The 18,267-nt window shown below is 56.0% G+C and carries 15 protein-coding genes and 2 pseudogenes; 5 read left to right on the top strand and 12 right to left on the bottom strand.

The window, feature by feature from the left end; all coding sequences use genetic code 11:
• A pseudogene (locus NQ012_RS13085) lies at positions 1 to 132 on the top strand (integrase core domain-containing protein); the annotation flags it as partial.
• A gap of 82 nt (positions 133 to 214) precedes the next feature.
• Here NQ012_RS13085 and gyrB read toward each other — a convergent pair.
• The 6 genes and pseudogenes from gyrB to rpmH form a co-directional block, all read right to left on the bottom strand.
• The gene (gene gyrB / locus NQ012_RS09715; protein ID WP_257067406.1) at positions 215 to 2,605 is read right to left on the bottom strand and encodes a DNA topoisomerase (ATP-hydrolyzing) subunit B; all 2,391 of its coding nucleotides are present in this window, start codon (positions 2,603 to 2,605) and stop codon (positions 215 to 217) included.
• A gap of 138 nt (positions 2,606 to 2,743) precedes the next feature.
• A pseudogene (locus NQ012_RS09710) lies at positions 2,744 to 2,850 on the bottom strand (IS5/IS1182 family transposase); the annotation flags it as partial.
• A gap of 61 nt (positions 2,851 to 2,911) precedes the next feature.
• On the bottom strand, positions 2,912 to 4,561 hold the full coding sequence (yidC, locus tag NQ012_RS09705; RefSeq protein ID WP_257067404.1) for a membrane protein insertase YidC: 1,650 nt from the start codon (positions 4,559 to 4,561) through the stop codon (positions 2,912 to 2,914).
• Positions 4,562 to 4,799: 238 nt separating this feature from the next.
• Entirely contained in the window at positions 4,800 to 5,012 is a 213-nt protein-coding gene (yidD, locus tag NQ012_RS09700; protein ID WP_257067402.1) for a membrane protein insertion efficiency factor YidD, read from the bottom strand.
• Entirely contained in the window at positions 5,012 to 5,353 is a 342-nt protein-coding gene (rnpA, locus tag NQ012_RS09695; protein WP_257067400.1) for a ribonuclease P protein component, read from the bottom strand. The genes yidD and rnpA overlap by 1 nt, the downstream gene beginning before the upstream one ends.
• Position 5,354: 1 nt before the next feature.
• Positions 5,355 to 5,489, bottom strand: a complete 135-nt coding sequence (gene rpmH / locus NQ012_RS09690) for a 50S ribosomal protein L34 (protein ID WP_002214728.1) — start codon at positions 5,487 to 5,489, stop codon at positions 5,355 to 5,357.
• A 425-nt stretch (positions 5,490 to 5,914) separates the two neighbouring features.
• On the opposite strand from rpmH, the gene dnaA reads away from it, so the two are divergent.
• Together dnaA and dnaN are read left to right on the top strand one after the other, a co-directional pair.
• The gene (gene dnaA, locus NQ012_RS09685; protein WP_257067397.1) at positions 5,915 to 7,435 is read left to right on the top strand and encodes a chromosomal replication initiator protein DnaA; all 1,521 of its coding nucleotides are present in this window, start codon (positions 5,915 to 5,917) and stop codon (positions 7,433 to 7,435) included.
• 19 nt (positions 7,436 to 7,454) lie between these two features.
• A complete protein-coding gene (gene dnaN / locus NQ012_RS09680) occupies positions 7,455 to 8,558 on the top strand; it encodes a DNA polymerase III subunit beta (RefSeq protein ID WP_257067395.1) in 1,104 nt (367 codons plus the stop codon).
• Positions 8,559 to 8,631: 73 nt separating this feature from the next.
• Here the strand turns inward: dnaN and NQ012_RS09675 are convergent, their stop codons facing one another.
• The 6 genes from NQ012_RS09675 to pxpB all read right to left on the bottom strand — a co-directional run bounded on the left by NQ012_RS09675 (position 8,632) and on the right by pxpB (position 15,317).
• A complete protein-coding gene (locus NQ012_RS09675; RefSeq protein ID WP_257067394.1) occupies positions 8,632 to 10,254 on the bottom strand; it encodes an ABC transporter substrate-binding protein in 1,623 nt (540 codons plus the stop codon).
• Positions 10,255 to 10,431: 177 nt separating this feature from the next.
• Positions 10,432 to 11,274, bottom strand: coding sequence for a class II glutamine amidotransferase (locus tag NQ012_RS09670; protein WP_257067392.1), 843 nt, complete (start codon positions 11,272 to 11,274; stop codon positions 10,432 to 10,434).
• A gap of 370 nt (positions 11,275 to 11,644) precedes the next feature.
• Positions 11,645 to 12,835 (bottom strand): NRAMP family divalent metal transporter, encoded by a 1,191-nt coding sequence (locus tag NQ012_RS09665; RefSeq protein WP_257067390.1) that lies wholly within the window; start codon positions 12,833 to 12,835, stop codon positions 11,645 to 11,647.
• A 178-nt stretch (positions 12,836 to 13,013) separates the two neighbouring features.
• Positions 13,014 to 13,751 (bottom strand): 5-oxoprolinase subunit PxpA, encoded by a 738-nt coding sequence (gene pxpA, locus NQ012_RS09660; RefSeq protein ID WP_257067389.1) that lies wholly within the window; start codon positions 13,749 to 13,751, stop codon positions 13,014 to 13,016.
• The gene (locus NQ012_RS09655; protein WP_257067388.1) at positions 13,741 to 14,670 is read right to left on the bottom strand and encodes a 5-oxoprolinase subunit C family protein; all 930 of its coding nucleotides are present in this window, start codon (positions 14,668 to 14,670) and stop codon (positions 13,741 to 13,743) included. The genes pxpA and NQ012_RS09655 overlap by 11 nt, the downstream gene beginning before the upstream one ends.
• The gene (pxpB, locus tag NQ012_RS09650; protein WP_257067387.1) at positions 14,667 to 15,317 is read right to left on the bottom strand and encodes a 5-oxoprolinase subunit PxpB; all 651 of its coding nucleotides are present in this window, start codon (positions 15,315 to 15,317) and stop codon (positions 14,667 to 14,669) included. Before pxpB ends, NQ012_RS09655 begins: the two co-directional genes overlap by 4 nt.
• A gap of 190 nt (positions 15,318 to 15,507) precedes the next feature.
• Here pxpB and NQ012_RS09645 point away from each other — a divergent pair, with 190 nt between their 5' ends.
• Positions 15,508 to 16,227, top strand: a complete 720-nt coding sequence (locus NQ012_RS09645; protein WP_257067385.1) for a cold shock domain-containing protein — start codon at positions 15,508 to 15,510, stop codon at positions 16,225 to 16,227.
• 213 nt (positions 16,228 to 16,440) lie between these two features.
• Positions 16,441 to 18,159, top strand: a complete 1,719-nt coding sequence (gene argS / locus NQ012_RS09640) for an arginine--tRNA ligase (protein WP_257067383.1) — start codon at positions 16,441 to 16,443, stop codon at positions 18,157 to 18,159.
• Positions 18,160 to 18,267 lie beyond the last annotated feature (108 nt).

The raw sequence follows: 18,267 nt of genomic DNA, 5'->3' as shown, positions 1-18,267 counted from the left end.
GACAAGCATCCGTTTAAGGATTCGGCACACCGGCAAAAAGAGTTATGTCGTTTTGTTAACTTTTATAACACCGTCAAGCCCCACAAGAGCCTGAAAGGCGACACCCCTTTTGAGGTTTTACAGGCTTCATTCCCAACCTGTTGTGTAAACAACCCGACCATTTCCTACAGTTGTATCTGTGTTTTCAGACGGCCTGTTGTATCGGCACAAGTTTTTAAGCGTCGATGTTCTGCGCAATCAGAGCGTTGTTTTCGATAAACGCGCGGCGCGGCTCGACTTCGTCGCCCATCAGGGTAACGAACACTTCGTCGGCGGCGATGGCGTCTTCGATGCGCACTTTCAGCAGGCGGCGCACGGCGGGGTCCATGGTGGTTTCCCACAGTTGCTCGGGGTTCATCTCGCCCAAGCCTTTGTAGCGCTGGATACTCATGCCTTTTTGCGCGCTTTGCAGCAGAATGTCGAGCGCGTCTTCAAAGCTGTCAACGTCGTATTCGTTGTCGCCTTTATAGAGTTTGGCGTTTTCGCCCACCAGGCCGTTGAGCAGTTCGGCGGTTTGGGTAAGGGTTTGGTACGACTTGCCGTTTAAAAACTTCGGTTCGATATAGCTGACCGCCACGTTGCCGTGCAGTTTGCGGGTGATTTTGATGAAGTGGCTGCCTTCGCTGCCTTCTATGCGTTCCAACGCCACTTCTTTTTCGTTGAGCAGCGGCATCAGCGCGGCGATGGCGGCGTCGGTACTCTCTGCGCTGGAAAGGTCGGCAGGGGCGGCGTAGAGCATGGCGTGCAGCACCGAGTCGTCGATTACGCGGCTTTCTTGGGCGATGGCGTTTTTGGCCAGCATAAACTGTTTGGCGGCTTTTTCGAGTTCGGCGCCTTCGATGGTGCGGCCGTCTGAAACGATTTTGGCTTTGTCTAAGGCCAGGCCCAAGAGCCATTGGTCTTTTTCAAATTCGTCTTTCAGATAGCGCTCCTGCTTGCCGTGTTTGGCTTTGTAGAGGGGCGGCTGGGCGATGTAGATGTAGCCGCGCTCCACCAGTTCGGGCATTTGGCGGTAGAAGAAGGTGAGCAGCAGGGTGCGGATGTGGGCGCCGTCCACGTCGGCATCGGTCATGATGATGATGCGGTGGTAGCGCAGTTTTTCGGGGTTGAATTCTTCTTTGCCGATGCCTGCGCCCAGCGCGGTAATCAGGGTGGCGACTTCCTGGCTGGCAAGCATTTTTTCGAAGCGGGCTTTTTCCACGTTGAGGATTTTGCCTTTCAGGGGCAGAATCGCTTGGAATTTGCGGTCGCGGCCCTGTTTGGCCGAGCCGCCCGCCGAGTCGCCCTCGACGAGGTAAAGCTCGGATAAGGCGGGGTCTTTCTCTTGGCAGTCGGCCAGTTTGCCGGGCAGGCCCAAGCCGTCCATCACGCCTTTGCGGCGGGTGATTTCGCGGGCTTTGCGGGCGGCTTCGCGGGCGCGGGCGGCATCAACGATTTTGCCGCAGATGGTTTTGGCTTCGTTGGGGTTTTCTTCGAGAAAGTCGGTCAGCGCCTGGCTGATCACTTCGTTCACCACGGGGCCGATTTCGCTGGAAACCAGTTTGTCTTTGGTTTGTGACGAGAATTTGGGGTCGGGCAGTTTCACGGAAAGCACGCAGGTTAAGCCTTCGCGCATGTCGTCGCCGCTGGTGTCGACTTTGGCTTTTTTGGCGATTTCGTTGGATTCGATGTAGTTGTTGATGGTGCGCGTCATCACTTGGCGCAGGGCGGTGAGGTGGGTGCCGCCGTCGCGCTGGGGGATGTTGTTGGTGAAGCACTGCACCGATTCTTGGTAGCTGTCGTTCCACTGCATGGCCACTTCCACGCCCATGCCGTCTTTTTCGCCGCTGGCGTAAAACACTTTTTCGTGCAGCGGGGTTTTCTTGCGGTTCATGTATTGCACGAAGCCGGCCACACCGCCCGAAAAGGCGAAGTCTTCTTCTTTGCCGTCGCGCATGTCGGTGAGTTTGATGCCCACGCCGTTGTTGAGAAACGAGAGTTCGCGGATGCGTTTGGCGAGAATGTCGAAATGGTATTCCACCAGCCCGAAGGTTTCTTCGCTGGCTAAAAACTGCACTTTGGTGCCGGTGCGCTCGGCGGGGGCGTCGCCCACCACTTTCAGCGGTTCGGTTGCCACGCCGCGTTTGAATTCGACGAAGTGTTCTTTGCCGTCGCGGTAAATGGTGAGGCGCAGCCAGTCGGAAAGGGCGTTCACCACCGATACGCCCACGCCGTGCAGGCCGCCGGAGATTTTGTAGCTGTTGTTGTCGAACTTACCGCCCGCGTGCAGCACGGTCATAATCACTTCGGCGGCGGAGCGGCCTTCTTTGGGGTGGATGCCGGTGGGGATGCCGCGGCCGTTGTCTTCGATGGTGATGGAGTTGTCGGCGTTAACGGCAACGGTGATTTGGTCGCAATGGCCGGCCAGCGCTTCGTCGATGGCGTTGTCGAGCACTTCGAACACCATGTGGTGCAGGCCGGAGCCGTCTTGCGTGTCGCCGATATACATGCCCGGGCGTTTGCGCACTGCGTCCAAGCCTTCGAGCACCTGTATGCTTTCGGCGCCGTATTCTTCTTGCTTACTCATAAGTGATTTTTTCCTGCTGATTGAAGTTAGGCAGGCCGTCTGAAAACAGGTTTTCGCAAGTATGCAAAAGCCATTGTTTGAACGGCAAAATAATTTATGAATTATACCTGATTCGGCAGGTGTTTTCAGCGCTTTTTATAGCGGCTTAAATTCAGAATAGTACGGCGTTGCCTCGCCTTGCCGTACTACTTGTACTGTCTGCGGCTCGGCGCCTTGTCCTATTCTGAATTTAAGCCGCTATATCTGATTTAACGGCAATGAAAAAGGCCGTCTGAAACGCTTTCAGACGGCCTTTTCGCCTGCCGGTTACGATACCACTTCGCCGGCGGCGCGCTGTTTTTCAATGCTCTTGTTGATATACCACTGCTGCGCGATGGTAAGGATGTTGTTGACCACCCAGTAAAGCACCAAACCGGCGGGGAAGAAGAAGAACATCACCGAGAAAATCACCGGCATGATTTTCATCATTTTGGCCTGCATCGGGTCGGTGGGCGGCGGGTTCAGGTAGGTTTGGATAAACATGGTGGCCGCCATAATCACGGGCAGGATAAACCACGGGTCGGGGCGGCTTAAGTCGGTAATCCAGCCCAGCCACGGCGCTTGGCGCAGTTCCACCGAGGAGAAAATCGCCCAATACAAACCGATGAACACGGGAATTTGCAGCAGCATCGGCAGGCAGCCGCCGAGCGGGTTGATTTTTTCGTCTTTATACATCTGCATCATGGCCTGCTGCATGGCCATGCGGTCGTCGCCGTATTTCTCTTTCAGCGCTTGCAGGCGCGGGGCGACGGCGCGCATTTTCGCCATCGAGCGGTAAGAGGCGTTGGTGAGCGGATAAAGAATGGCCTTAACTATAATGGTCAGCAAAACAATCGCCCAGCCCCAGTTGCCGACGAAGTCGTGCAGTTTGTTCAGCAGCCAGAAGAGCGGCGAGGCGAAAATGTGCACTTTGCCGTAGTCTTTCGCCAATTGCAGGTTGTCGGCCACTTTGCTGATCACGCTGGTGGTTTGCGGGCCGGCATACAGTTCGATGCCTGTGTCGAGCTTGCCGCCTGCGGGCACGGCGGCCAAAGGCACGCGCACGGCTGCGGAATAGAGGTTGTCGCTGCGGCGTTTCAGATCGATCTGGCAGGCACCGGCGGCGCAGACGGTTTTGCCGTCTTTGGGTTGCAGAATCCAAGTGGCCATGAAGTAGTGTTGGATCATGCCCAACCAGCCGCTGTCGGTTTTACGCACGTATTCGGCTTGGTCTTTGCCGGAGTTGTAGTCGTCGTCCAAATCGCCGAACGGCACTTTTTCAAACTCGCCGGCAGGAGTGTAAACCACGGGGCCTGCGTAGGTTTGGTTGAAATAGCCTTCGCCTTCGGGTTTGCTGTTGTCGCGCAGCAGGCGGTAAACGGCGTCGAGTTTAACCGGTGCACCGCTTGAGTTGGTTACGTCGTAACGCATGTTGATGACGTAGCTGCCTTTGGTGAAGGTGTAAACTTTGTCGATTTTCAAGCCGGCGGTTTCCGGCGCGCTCAGGCGCACTTCGGTTTTATCGCCGCTGAGGGTGTATTGTTTCTGCGGGGCGGTAAACGCGAGGCCTTTCAGCACGTTTTGGCCGTCTGAATTCAATAATTCGGATTGGGCGATATAGGTGTAGGCTTTGCTGTCGTTAAACAGCACGAAATCTTTGCTTTCGTCGCTGCTGGCGTTGTATTTCAGCAGGGTCAGGCCGCGCAGGTCGCCGGTTTTTTCGTCGATGGTGGCTTTAACCGTGTCGGTGGTAACGGTAACCGGAATGGTGGGGGTAAGTGCGGCGGCATGGCCTGCCTGCGGCGCGGCGCTTTGCTGCGCGGTTTGCGCCGCCTGTTGTTGCGCAGGGCTGGGTTTGGGCGAGGGGAACATTTGTTCCCAGCCAAACAGAATCGCCGCAGCCACAGCAAAAAAAATCATTAATCGTTTGAAGTCCATAGAATCTTCCTGGTGATACTTAAAGGTTCGTGCGCAGAAAAGTTGGTTGCCGGAGCCGGTGTGCCGGTTTTCGTGCGGTTTTTGTCGGAAATATCCGTCCGGCGGTGTCGGCGGTTGCGCTGTGCGCGCCGGCGGTTTCAGGCGGCATTATATAGAAATGCCTGCTTGCGGTGGAAAAATATGCCGCTGGCGGCAGGCCGTCTGAAACGCATCGTGTCCGTTGCCGGCAGGCTTCGGGCTAAGGCACGGGATCGTGGCCGCAGCCGCCCCACGGATGGCAGCAGGCGATGCGCTTGGCGGCCAGCCAGCCGCCTTTGAGCGCGCCGTATTTTTTCACCGCCTCCACGGCATATTGCGAGCAGGTGGGGGTGTAGCGGCAGCGGGGCGGAATCAGCGGGCTTACGGCATATTGGTAAAACCGTATCAGCCACAGCAGCAGTTTGGCGGCCATCAGGATGCTTTGCGTATCAGCTGCGCCAGCTGCGAGCGGGCTTCGGCGGCGGTTTTGCGGTTGAAAGGGCGGCGCACGCGCACGATGAAATCGTTGGGCGGCAGCGTTTCTTTATGGCAGCGGAACCATTCGCGTACCACCCGTTTCATATAGTTGCGCTCGTGCGCGCGCTTGGCGGTTTTTTTGCTCACCACCAAGCCCAAACGGGCGTGCCCCAAGCCGTTGCCGGACAGGTAAAAAACCTGCATAAGCGGCGAACCGTGCTGTTTTTTAAACGCAAAAACGGATGAAAAGTCATCCGTTTTCAGCAAGCGGTAACGCTTGGCAAAGCCTTGTTTCAAGTTACACGGCCAGGCGTTTGCGGCCTTTGGCACGGCGTGCGGCCAAAACGGCACGGCCGCCGCGGGTTTTGGAGCGGACCAGAAAACCGTGGGTGCGTTTGCGTTTGGTTACTGAGGGTTGGTAAGTGCGTTTCATGTCTGTTTCCTAAATGGCAGAAAATTAAACCGCGGATTACACCCTAAATTTAGGGTTTTGTCAATTAATAAAACAGTTTGGGCCGGCGGCGGCCCGCTTTCCGTTGTGCGTGCGTCTGCGTTTTCACTTCGGGTTTCTTTTCAGACGGCCTTTGCGGGCGTGCGTATGGTTTTCGGAAGGCACGGCAAACCGCACCGTGCGCGCGTATTTTTACCGTTGCGACCGATGGCGGTTGTGGATAATTTTCGGTATAATCCGCCGAATCTTTGCAACGATGCAACAGGCCGTCTGAAAAACAACGGCCTGCTGTTTTTAATTCGTTGATTCAAAAGTATTTTGTTTGCAGGGCTGCGCGGAAGCGGCATCTGCCAAAACGCGTTTACATTATTTGTTTTGTATAAAACCGCTATAATCGGGCACCTGACATGACGCTTGCAGAATTTTGGCCGCAATGTTTGCGCCGCCTACACGACACCTTGCCGGTGCAACAGTTTCAAACCTGGGTTGCGCCGTTAACCGTAGGCGAAGAAAACGGCGTGTGGGTGGTATATGGCAAAAACCAGTTTGCCGTCAATATGTTGAAAAGCAGTTTTGCCGCCGCCATCGAAGCCGCACGCGCCGAGCTGGCGCCCGATATGCCCGCGCTGCTGTTTAAAACCGGCAAGGGGCAGGCTTATGCCATGGCGCCAAACGTTTCAGACGGCCGCAGTGCGGCCGGGCCGTCTGAAAAAGAGGCGGCAGCCGCCAAAGCCACGCCGAAAAAAAGCGCGCGCGACATTGTGGCGGAACGCATGAAGCAACTGCCGCCCGACGGTGGACAATCCAAACCTGCCGCCGAAGCGGAAGCTAAACCGGCGGCCAAATCCAAGAGCGAAACGGCGCGCAGCCAGCAGACCGCCCGCCCGCAGGGCGAAACGCACCACAGCCAAACCAATCTGTCGCCCGACTATACTTTCGACACGCTGGTGGAGGGCAAAGGCAACCGTATTGCCGCCGCCGCCGCCCAGTCGATAGCCGAAAACCCGGGGCAGGGCTACAACCCGTTTTTTCTTTACGGCAGCACGGGTTTGGGCAAAACCCACCTGGTGCAGGCCATCGGCAACGAGTTGTTGAAAAACAAGCCGGATGCCAAAGTGCGCTATATGCACTCCGACGATTATGTGCGCAGCTTTATGAACGCCGTGCGCACCAACAGCTATGATGTATTCAAACAGCAATACAAACAATACGACCTGCTGATTATCGACGATATTCAGTTTATCAAGGGCAAAGACCGCACGATGGAAGAATTCTTCTATCTTTACAATCACTTCCATAACAAGAAAAAGCAGCTGATTTTAACCTGCGATGTGCTGCCCACCCAAATCGAAGACATGGACGCGCGCCTGAAATCGCGTTTTTCATGGGGTTTGACCTTAGAGCTGGAACCGCCGGAATTGGAAATGCGCGTGGCGATTTTGCAGAAAAAAGCCGAAGCCGCAGGCGTGGCCCTCAACGAAGACGCCGCTTTTTTTATCGCCAACCTGATCAGGTCGAACGTGCGCGAACTCGAAGGCGCGTTCAACCGTGTGAGCGCCAGCAGCCGCTTTCTGAAAAAACCGATTGATATCGATCTGGCGCGCAACGCCCTGCAAGACATTGTGGCCAGCTCGTATAAAGTGATTACCGCCGATTTGATTATCGATGCCACGGCAAAATATTACCGTATAAAAATCAGTGATATACTCGGTAAGAAGCGCACCCGCAACATCGCCCGGCCGCGCCAGGTGGCAATGAGCCTGACCAAAGAGCTTACCAACCTGAGCCTGCCCAATATCGGCGACGCATTCGGCGGGCGTGATCACACCACCGTGATGCACGGCGTGAAGGCGGTGGCCAAGCTGCGCGAAGAAGACCCGGAATTAGCCCAAGATTACGAAAAACTGTTGATCATTATCCAAAACTGAAGAGCCTGAAGGGATAACCATGTTGATTTTACAAGCCGAACGCGATGCCTTGCTCAAGCCGCTGCAAGCGGTAACCGGCATCGTCGAACGCCGCCACACACTGCCGATTCTGTCGAACGTATTGCTCGAAAACGTACACGGGCAAACCAATATTCTGGCAACCGATTTGGAAATCCAGATTAACACCTCCGGCCCCCACAGCGAGGCCGAAGATTTCCGCGTTACCACCAATGCCAAAAAATTACAGGACATCCTGCGTGCGCTGCCCGAAGGCTCGCTGGTAGCGCTGGATTGGGCGCAGAACCGCCTCACCCTCAAAGCCGGCAAATCCCGTTTCGCCCTGCAAACCCTGCCTGCCGAAGATTTCCCGCTGATGAGCGTGGGCGAAGACGTGAGCGCCGCTTTCTCACTGCCGCAGGAAGCCTTTAAAAACATGCTCTCGCAAGTGCAATACAGCATGGCCGTGCAAGATATCCGCTATTATCTCAACGGCCTCTTGATGCAGGTGGAAGGCGACCAACTGCGCCTCGTTGCCACCGACGGCCACCGCCTGGCCTATTCCTGCACCACCATCGACGCCGATCTGCCCAAGGCCGAAGTGATTCTGCCGCGCAAAACCGTGCTGGAGCTGTTCAAGCTGCTGAACCATCCTGCCGAGCCGATTACCGTGGAGCTGCTTAACAATCAGGTGCGCTTCCGCTGCAACGACACCGTTATCGTGAGCAAAGTGGTGGACGGCAAGTTCCCCGATTTCAACCGTGTGATTCCGCTGGACAACGACAAAATCTTTCTGGTGGGCCGCACCCAGCTGCTCGGTGCGCTGGAGCGCGCCGCCATTTTGGCCAACGAAAAATTCCGCGGCGCCCGCCTGCTGCTGCGCCCCGGCCTGTTGAGTGTGGTGTGCAGCAACAACGAGCAGGAAGAAGCGCGCGAAGAATTGGAAATCGCCTATCAGGGCGAAGAGTTGGAAGTAGGCTTCAACATCGGTTATCTGATGGACGTGCTGCGCAACGTTCATGCCGACGATATGCAGCTGGCGTTCGGCGATGCCAACCGTTCGACGCTGTTTACCATTCCGAACAACCCGAATTTCAAATATATCGTGATGCCGATGCGCATCTGATGTTTTTGTAGGGAACAAACAGGCCGTCTGAAATATTTTCAGACGGCCTTCGCAATACTGCAAAAATATAAAACTATTTCTGAATAAACAAACGTTTGCTCGGCAATTCGTTTAACACGTCTTCGGTGGAATAGCCGCCGATGTGCGGTTTCACCAGCCGCGAATTCACATAACCGTAAACGGGAATTACCGCGCTGTCTTTATCGATTTGCGCTTCGGCCTGAGTGTAGAGGCGGGTGCGTTCTTTATCGTCGATATCCGCTTGCAGGGTTTTGGCCAACAACGCGTCGTAATCGGCGTTTTTATAGAAAGCGCGGTTGCTGCTGTTGGCCGATTGCAGGGTGTTTAAAAATGTGGAAGGTTCGTTGTAGTCGCCGCACCACGATGCGCGGGCGATTTGATAGTTGCCGTTGCGGCGGCTGTCGAGATAGGTTTTCCACTCTTGGTTTTCAAGGTTCACTTTCACGAAGCCCAGAGCCTGCTGCCACATTGAAGCGGCGGCCACGGCGATTTTTTTATGCTGCTCCGAGGTGTTGTATAAAAAACTGAAGGTGAGCGGCTTGCTTTCGCTATACCCTGCTTCGGCCAGCAGTTTTTTGGCTTCGGCCACGCGGGCGGCTTGGTCGAGCTTGCTCCATTCGGGCACGTAAGGCACGAAACCTGCGGTGCCCGCCCGGGTCAGGTTGTAGGCCGGCTCTTCGCCGCGCCCCAGCACTTTGGCGGCGATGGTTTCGCGGTCTAAGGCCAGCGACAGGGCTTTGCGCACGCGCACGTCGTCAAACGGCGCTTTTTGGTTGTTGATTTCAAAATAATAAGTGCAAAGATAAGGGCTGCGCTTCAATTCTTGCGGGTATTTTTCTTGCAGCTTGGCATACATTTCGGGCGGCAGCGCGTCGGTGATATCGACTTCGCCGGCTTCGTAACGGGCAACGTCGTCGGTTTGCGAGCCTATGGGCAGAAACACCACTTTATTGATTTTCACATTGGCCGCATCGCGGTATTGCGGGTTTTTCTCCAGCTCGATGCGCTCGTTGACCACCCAGTTTTTCATCACATAAGGGCCGTTGCCGACGAAATTTTCAGGCTGCGTCCATTTCACGCCGTGTTTTTCCACGGTGGCGCGGTGTACGGGCTTGGTGGCGGCGTGATAAAGCATTTGCGGGAAGTACGGCACGGCGGCGGTGAGGGTGATTTGCAGCGTTTGCGGATCGACGGCTTTCACGCCGAGGGTGTCGGGCGATTTTTCGCCTTTTAAGATTTCGTCGATATTCTCGATTTTGGCCGCCTGAAGATAGGTGGCGTATTGCGAGGCGGTTTTCGGATCGACCAAACGGCGCCAGCTATACACGAAATCTTCGGCGGTGAGCGGTTCGCCGTTGCTCCACTTCAAACCTTCGCGCAGTTTGAACGTCCACACTTTGTTGTCGCCGCTCTCCCATGATTCGGCGGCGGCGGGAATCACGGCGCCTTTTCCGTCGGTTTCCACCAAGCCTTCCAGCAGGTCGCGCACCACGTTGATTTCGGGCACGCCGGTAATCTGATGCGGATCGAGCGACTGCGGCTCGGTTACGTTGTTGCGGGTAACGGTGTCGGCGGTTGGGGCCGAAGCGGCGGTGTTTTTTTCCTGCCCGCCGCAGGCGGCAATCAACACGGCGGCAGCGGCTAAAACGGAAAGGCGGAACGGTGCGGACGGCATAAGGGTCTCCTCTGTAAAATTATCGGAACAGAACGGGCGGATTGTAAAACAAAACACAGGCCGTCTGAAACTTTCAGACGGCCTAATCGGCTTGCAAAGGTTTCCGTCATGCCCAAACTTAACGCCGGTGTTTTAGAAACCCGTTGCGGTAAATATTTCCCCAAAAACCGCACAAATTCAAACGCTGACGCCTGCCGCTCTGGCAATGGCCAAACCCTCTTCCGCGCTCATGTAAACGGGGTGCTCGGGCGCATGGCGGCGCACGATGTCGCCTTCGCGGAACATCACCAGCTCGTTAACGGCCAGTTGCAGCCAGGTTTCGTTGGCGGTGAGCGGCAGGGTGGCAATCACCGCCACTTTGTCGTTGGGGGTGGTAACGGCGGCGAAATCGACCTTCACGTCGTCGTCAATCAGATGCGCTTCGCCGAACGGAGCCTTGCGCACGATATAGTGCAGGAGCGTGCTGGCGTGGGCAAACAGGCATTCGCCGTTCGACATCATAAAGTTAAACAGGCCGTATTCGCGGATTTCGGCGGTCAGCTCCGCCACGGCGTCGAACAGGGCGTTTTCGTCGGGGCGCTCGGAAAAGCGGCGGCGAAGTTGTTCCAGAATATAGCAAAACGCACGCTCCGAATCGGTGTTGCCCACCGCGCGGTAGAAACCGCCTTCTTTGGGAAAAAAGTTTTTCAGATGGCCGTTGTGGGCAAACAGCCAGTATCCGCCCCACATTTCGCGCATAAACGGGTGGGTGTTGGCAAGCGAAGTCTGCCCCTGCGTGGCTTTGCGGATATGGGCAATCACGTTTTCCGATTTGATTTGGTAAGCCTTCACCAAATCGGCCACCGGCGAATTGGCGCTGGGTTTGTCGTCGTGAAACAGGCGCACGCCCCGGCCTTCGAAAAAGCCGATGCCGAAGCCGTCGGCATGGTGGTCGGTCAAACCGCCGCGGCGGCGGAAACCTTCAAACGAAAAAACGATGTCGGTGGGGGTGTTGCAGTTCATGCCGAGCAGTTGGCACATGATGGTTGCCTTTGTAAGTGGGTCAGTCGCTGAAAACCGTATTGTGGGGGAAAACGGGCGTTTTTAAAAGTGGCTGCCAATGCAGTTTGTTTTGTTTGCTGAAAACAATAAGGCCGTCTGAAAACATATTTTTCAGACGGCCTGAGACCTTTGCAAAAATACCCTGAATGCCGTCTGAAATACTTAAATTCTGTCATTCCCGCGCAGGCGGGAATTCAGCCTTTAAACCATCAATTATTTTATTTCAATAACTTACGAAAAAATGACTGGATTCCCGCCTACGCAGGAATGACGATAATCTGATGTTTCAGACGGCCTAAATGAATTTTGCAAAGGTCTCGGCCTGTGTTATTTAGAATATCCCGACCCGTCAGGCCGTTAAACCGCCGATATATTTCACCAGCGTCATGCCGCTCAACACGGCCATGGCCACCACCACCACGATACCGCACGCGGTCATCCATTTCGGGTGTTTGTAGTCGCCGATGATGTCGGTACGGTAGGCGGCCAGCAGAATCAGGCCGAGCGAAATGGGCAGAATCAGGCCGTTGAGCGTGCCCACCAACACCAGCACCTGCGCGGGGCGGCCCACTGTGGCGAGCACCAGCGTGGAAATCAGAATAAAGCCGATAATCCATTTGTTTTTGTTTTTCTCGATGGCCGGGCTTAAGCCTGCGATAAACGACACCGAGGTATAGGCCGCGCCGATCACCGACGTAATCGAGGCCGCCCAAATCACCACGCCGAAAATCAGCAGCCCGGCGTGGCCGGCCACATGCCGGAAAGGCGTTGCGGCCGGATTTTGCGGGTCGAGCGCCACTCCTTGCGACACCACGCCCAACACGGCCAGAAACAGCACCACCCGCATCACTGAGGCAATCAGAATGGCCGAAACCGAGCTTTTGTTCACTTCGGGCAGCGACTCCTTACCCTTCACGCCCGCATCGAGCAAGCGGTGCGCACCGGCAAAGGTGATATAGCCGCCCACCGTGCCGCCCACCAACGTAACGATGGCAACGGCATCGAGCTTTTCGGGCACAAACGTACGCAGTGCGGCCTCGCCCAGCGGCGGCGAAGCACGCCAAGCCACATAAAGCGTGAGTGCAATCATGATAAAGCCCATCACTTGTGCAAACCGGTCCATCGCCCTGCCTGCTTCGCGGAACAGAAAAATGCCCACGGCCACACCGCCGCTGATAATCGCACCCATTTCAGGCGACAGGCCGGTGAGGATATTGATGCCCAAGCCCGCACCGCCGACATTGCCGATATTAAACGCCAACCCGCCTATCACAATCAGCAGGGCGAGAAAATAACCCGCGCCGGGAAACACACGGTTGGCAATGTCTTGTGCGCGCTGCTCCGATACGGCGATGATGCGCCAGATATTCAATTGCGCGCCGATATCGAGCAAGATGGAAATCAGAATCACAAAGCCGAAGCTGGCGAGCAGGTTTTGGGTGAACGTAGCCGTTTGGGTGAGAAAACCCGGGCCGATGGCCGATGTGGCCATCAGGAAAGCGGCGCCGATAAGCGCGTTGCGACGGTTGCTGACAGACATATGACGCTCCTTGTGCAAAGTTGCCGCCGGGTGGTTTCGCCCCGAAAATTATTTTAAGAACTCGGGCGGGGCGCGCCGACAGCAGAATCAATCAAAATGCTGCAAAAATATCAAATTCTCAAGACCATCATCATTACAATTAGTTTCACAACAATTAGTTTCATGCGTTTTCGGCTTTTCAGACGGCCTTAACCGCGATGCCTTCCGCGTGTAAAGCCGCGCGGATTTTATCGGCAAATTCAAGGGCGTGTGCGCCGTCGCCGTGCAGGCAGATGCTGTCGGCGCGCACGGCGGTGCGGCTGCCGTCCACGGCGGTTACGCTGCCTTCGCGCACCATCTGCAACACTTGGGCGATGGCTTCTTCATCGCTTTCTATTTGTGCATCGGGGCGGCTGCGCGGCACCAGTTTGCCGTCGGGTAGGTAGCGGCGGTCGGCGAACACTTCCGAAATCACCTCCAAACCCACTGCCCGGCCCGCTTCCAGCAGCAGGCTGTTTGACAGTGCCATCAGTTTCAAACCGGGGTTGAAGCGGCGCACTGTGTCAGCCACAATTTCCGCCAGCGCGGCATCGGCGGCGGCTTGGTTGTATAGCGCGCCGTGCGGTTTCACATAGGCCGTCTGAACGCCCGCCGCATCGCACAAGGCTTGCAGGGCGCCGAGTTGGTATTGCAGGCAGGCGCGCAGTTCGGCTTCGGGCAAGACCATGGCGGTGCGGCCGAAATTTTCGCGGTCGGGGTAGCCGGGGTGCGCCCCAACGCGCACGCCGTATTGCTTCGCCCAAGCAAGGGCGCGCTGCATTTCTGCGGCACTGCCCGCGTGCAGGGCGCAGGCGATATTGGCCGACGACACCCGCTGCATCAGCGCGCCGTCGTTGCCGCAGCCTTCGGCCAAATCGGCGTTCAAATCAACGTGCATTTTCGGCTATCCTTCTGATTTGGTTTAAATAAGCCTGGTTTTGGCGTTGCAGTTGCGCAGCCCCTTGCGGCGTGGTCATCTTGAAAAAGATTTTGCCGCCGAAACGGATTTGCGCCAGCCGCCCCAAATCGGCCGCGGCCACGCAGGCGATTTTCGGGTAGCCGCCGGTGGTTTGCGTGTCGGCCATCAAAATAATCGGCTTGCCGCCCGGCGGCACCTGCACCGTGCCGAACTGCACGGCATGCGACAACATTTCGAGCGGGGTTTCCAATTCGAGTGTTTCGCCGTCGAAACGGTAGCCCATGCGGTTGCTGTCGCTTTGCAGCGTCCACGCGTTCTGCCACAACACGGAATGGGCGCGCCGCGTGAAAGCACCGTATTCCGAAGAAGGCAGCGCATGGATGCGGTGCGACGGCGTGGGCGGCGCGATACCCACATGCTTGGCTTCGAAACCGCGGTGCTTGAGCGGAATTTCGTCGCCTTTGCGCAGGCAGCGTCCTTCGAAACCGCCGAAACCCGCCCGCAAATCGGTGCTGCGCGAGCCGAGCACCGCCGGCACGTTGAAGCCGCCGTACACACACAAATAACCATACATCCCCTGCACGGCGCGTATCAGTTTCAGGGTTTGCCCGCGGCGGGCGGTGTAGCGCCAGTAGGAATAAACGGGTTCGCCGTCGAGCTGGGCCTCGTAAACCGCTCCGGTGATGCAGAAAGGCGTGTCGTGGGCAAACGATACGCTCATGCCGCCCAAAGCGATTTCAACCGCCGCCGCCCCTTCGGGATTGCCCAAAAGCAGGTTGCCCGCCCGCAGCGACAACGTGTCCATCGCGCCCGCGTGGCCGATGCCGTAGCGGCGCAAACCGTAGCGCCCCAAATCCTGTATATGGGCCATTGCCTGAATATCGGCCACATACATCATAGCCAAATCCTTTCTGCCACAAACTGCACCGTATCACCCGCCGCCAGCAGGGTGGGCGGGTTGGCGCTTATCTGAAACAAAGGCGCTTCGGTGCGGCCGATAATCTGCCAGCCGCCCGGCGAAGCAAACGGATACACGCCCGTTTGGCTGCCGCCTATGCCCACCGAACCGGCCGGCACCTTGATACGCGGAACCGCGCGGCGCGGCGTGTGCAGGTTTTCCGGCAACCCGCCCAAATAAGGGAATCCGGGCTGGAAACCCATCATAAACACCGTATAAACAGGCTCGGTGTGGCGGCGCACAATCTCCTCGGCGCTGGTTTGGTGAAAGGCCGCCACTTCGGCCAAGTCTTCGCCGAACTCGCCGCCGTAAACCACGGGAATACGCACGCGCCTGCCTTTGCGCTTAACGGCTTCGGTTTGCGACCACAATGCGTAGAGGCCGTCTGAAAATGCTTGCAAATCGGTGTCTGCCCGCACGAACACGGTTAAATTGTTCATGCCCGTTACCGCTTCTTCCGTTTCGGGCAGCGCCTGCACCGCATTAGCAAACGCCCACAACCGCTGCTGTTTCGGCAACGCGGCAGGCGGCGGCAGCACGCAGGCCAGCGCGGATTCACTGATGGGAATAATTTCAATTGTAGGCATAATCACCACTTGTGTTGTGTTTTGTAATTTTGTGTAGTGATTTTATATATAATCTTTTCAAAGGGTTTGTCAAGGCCGTCTGAAAAAAACGTTTTACATATTTAAGGCCGGTCAAAAAAAATGATGTGTTTTAAACAGCTTTCTTTTAAAATAGCGCAATTGCATAACAACAATATCAAAAAGGGAAAATATGCGTTACCACGGCACCATCATGCGCTGGGACTACGAACTCGGCTTCGGCTTCATCAAAGAAGAACAAACCAAAGCGGAAATCTTCGCCCACATCGGCGAATTCGAAACCGAAAACCCGCCGCCGCGCGACGGCGAAACCGTATCGTTTGAAATCGTCAGCAATCAGCGCGGCACCGAAGAAGCCAAAAACATCGAATACCTCAACCGCCGCCGCAAACCCGCTGCCGTTGAGGCCGAATCAAACGAAGATGCCCCCAAAAACCTGAACCGCTGGCTTGCGGGCATGGCCGCCGCCCTGATCGGCATCCCCCTGCTCGGCGCCGCCGGCTATTACGGCCTGGATTACTGGCAAACCTACCGCGCAAGCCAAACCAACAATGCCGTTGTGGTCGATGAAGTGGCCGAAAAAATGATGGCCGAACGCCGCGCTTGGAAAGAAGCGGTGGAAGCCACGGAAAAAAGCAAAGTCCCCGCCGCATTCAAGTGCGATGGCAGGGAATACTGCTCGCAGATGAAATCTTACGACGAAGCCAAATTCTTCCTGAACCATTGCCCCAATGTGAAAATGGACGGTGATAAAAACGGCATTCCCTGCGAAGAGCAGTTCGCCGCCGAAATCAGCCGTGAATCATCCGGCCAAAACGGCAGCAAAGAAAGCGGCAAAGGCTTGAAGTGGTTCGACGGCGGCGACCAAAATCAAAAGAGCGGGCGTAAGTAAGTTATCCAATCCCGCCTGTTTGCCGCCATCTGATAAAAACCCAAACCAGGCCGTCTGAAAACCATCCGCCCGTTTTCAGACGGCCTTTCCGCTTTCCCGCCCGCCATTAAATAAAAGCTACAACCCCGCGCCGATTTCTTTTAAAATAACGCCCGAACCCGCAGGCCGTTTCAGACGGCCTTTACCTATTTGATTGACCCGAGCATTATCCAAATGAACCTACACCAAACCGTTTCCCAAGAAGCCGAACAAGCCTTTGCCGCCGCCGGTATCGCCGGCGCGCCGGTGATTTTGCAGCCCGCCAAAAACGCCGATTTCGGCGACTTCCAAATCAACGGCGTAATGGGCGCCGCCAAGCAGGCCAAGCAGAACCCGCGAGAGCTGGCGCAAAAAGTGGCCGATGCGCTCGCGGGCAGCGCCGTTATCGACAGCGCCGAAGTTGCCGGCCCCGGCTTTATCAACCTGCGCCTGAATGCGGGCTTTTTGGCCGAACACCTGCGCGCGGCCTTAAACGATGCGCGCTGCGGCGTGGCGGAAACGGCCAACAAACAAACCGTGGTGATTGACTATTCCTCCCCCAACCTTGCCAAAGAAATGCACGTCGGCCATTTGCGCTCCAGCATCATCGGCGACAGCATCGCCCGCATCCTCGGCTTTTTGGGGCACACCGTTATCCGTCAAAACCATGTCGGCGACTGGGGCACACAGTTCGGCATGCTGGTGGCCTATATGGTCGAGCAGCAGCAACACAATGCCGAATTCCAACTTTCCGATTTGGAACAGTTTTACCGTAACGCCAAAGTGCGCTTCGACGAAGCCCCCGCCTTTGCCGACACCGCCCGCGAATATGTGGTGAAACTGCAAAGCGGCGACGAAACCGTGCTGGCCTTATGGAAGCAGTTCGTCGAAATTTCCCTGCACCACGCGCAAAACGTGTATGACACGCTGGGCTTGCTGCTCACCCCCGATGATGTGGCGGGTGAATCTATTTATAACAACGATTTGCACAATGTTATCAACGAATTGAGCGCAAAAGGTTTGGCGGTGGACGACGACGGCGCCAAAGTGGTGTTTCTCGACGAATTCAAAAACCAAGACGGCGACCCCGCCGCCTTTATCGTGCAGAAACAAGGCGGCGGCTTTCTCTATTCCACCACCGATTTGGCCTGTGTGCGTTACCGCGTAGGCAAACTTAAAGCCGACCGCCTGCTGTATGTGGTCGATACCCGTCAAAAACTGCATTTCGAACAATTGTTTAACGTTTCGCGCAAAGCCGGCTGGCTGCCCGAAAACGTGTCGGCCGAGTTTATCGGCTTCGGCACCATGATGGGCAAAGACGGCAAACCGTTCAAAACCCGTTCGGGCGATACTGTGAAATTAGTGGATTTGCTGGACGAAGCGGTCGAGCGCGCCACCGCTTTGGTGCAAAGCAAAAACAGTGAATTGGCAGCGGAAGAAGCGGCGAAAATCGGCCGCCCCGTTGGTATCGGCGCGGTGAAATACGCCGATTTGAGCAAAAACCGCACCAGCGATTATGTGTTCGACTGGGATGTGATGCTCAGCTTCGAAGGCAATACCGCGCCCTATCTGCAATACGCCTACACCCGCGTGCAAAGCGTGTTCCGCAAAGCGGGCGAATGGGACAAAACCGCCGCTTTAACCTTGAGCGAGCCGCTGGAAAAACAGCTGGCGGTGGAGCTACTGAAGTTTGAAGACGTGCTGCAAAACGCCGCCGATACATCCTATCCGCATTATCTGGCCGCTTATCTTTACCAAGTGGCCACGCTGTTTTCCCGTTTCTACGAAGCCTGCCCGATTCTGAAAGCCGACGGCCAAACCCGCAACACCCGCCTGCAACTGGCTGCGCTAACCGGCGAAACGCTGAAACAGGGCTTGGAACTGTTGGGGATTGAAACGCTGGAAGTGATGTAAGCAAAAACGCTAGCAATACAACAGTAGCAATAAAAAATCAGCATTATTCTGAGATTTATACAACATATTTATGCCAATGGCGCATTATGTTAATATGTTAAATATAAA

The sequence above is a fragment of the Neisseria dentiae genome (assembly GCF_024580525.1).
Taxonomy (GTDB): Bacteria; Pseudomonadota; Gammaproteobacteria; order Burkholderiales; family Neisseriaceae; genus Neisseria; species Neisseria dentiae_A.
This window is presented reverse-complemented; position numbering and strand designations above follow the sequence as displayed.

Excerpts from the sequence above, each read along its gene's own strand:
- gyrB (WP_257067406.1), bottom strand. The coding sequence starts at position 2,605 with ATGAGTAAGCAAGAAGAATACGGCGCCGAAAGCATACAGGTGCTCGAA.
- yidC (WP_257067404.1), bottom strand. The coding sequence starts at position 4,561 with ATGGACTTCAAACGATTAATGATTTTTTTTGCTGTGGCTGCGGCGATT.
- yidD (WP_257067402.1), bottom strand. The coding sequence starts at position 5,012 with ATGGCCGCCAAACTGCTGCTGTGGCTGATACGGTTTTACCAATATGCC.
- rpmH (WP_002214728.1), bottom strand. The coding sequence starts at position 5,489 with ATGAAACGCACTTACCAACCCTCAGTAACCAAACGCAAACGCACCCAC.
- dnaA (WP_257067397.1), top strand. The coding sequence starts at position 5,915 with ATGACGCTTGCAGAATTTTGGCCGCAATGTTTGCGCCGCCTACACGAC.
- dnaN (WP_257067395.1), top strand. The coding sequence starts at position 7,455 with ATGTTGATTTTACAAGCCGAACGCGATGCCTTGCTCAAGCCGCTGCAA.
- NQ012_RS09675 (WP_257067394.1), bottom strand. The coding sequence starts at position 10,254 with ATGCCGTCCGCACCGTTCCGCCTTTCCGTTTTAGCCGCTGCCGCCGTG.
- NQ012_RS09670 (WP_257067392.1), bottom strand. The coding sequence starts at position 11,274 with ATGTGCCAACTGCTCGGCATGAACTGCAACACCCCCACCGACATCGTT.
- NQ012_RS09665 (WP_257067390.1), bottom strand. The coding sequence starts at position 12,835 with ATGTCTGTCAGCAACCGTCGCAACGCGCTTATCGGCGCCGCTTTCCTG.
- pxpA (WP_257067389.1), bottom strand. The coding sequence starts at position 13,751 with ATGCACGTTGATTTGAACGCCGATTTGGCCGAAGGCTGCGGCAACGAC.
- NQ012_RS09655 (WP_257067388.1), bottom strand. The coding sequence starts at position 14,670 with ATGATGTATGTGGCCGATATTCAGGCAATGGCCCATATACAGGATTTG.
- pxpB (WP_257067387.1), bottom strand. The coding sequence starts at position 15,317 with ATGCCTACAATTGAAATTATTCCCATCAGTGAATCCGCGCTGGCCTGC.
- NQ012_RS09645 (WP_257067385.1), top strand. The coding sequence starts at position 15,508 with ATGCGTTACCACGGCACCATCATGCGCTGGGACTACGAACTCGGCTTC.
- argS (WP_257067383.1), top strand. The coding sequence starts at position 16,441 with ATGAACCTACACCAAACCGTTTCCCAAGAAGCCGAACAAGCCTTTGCC.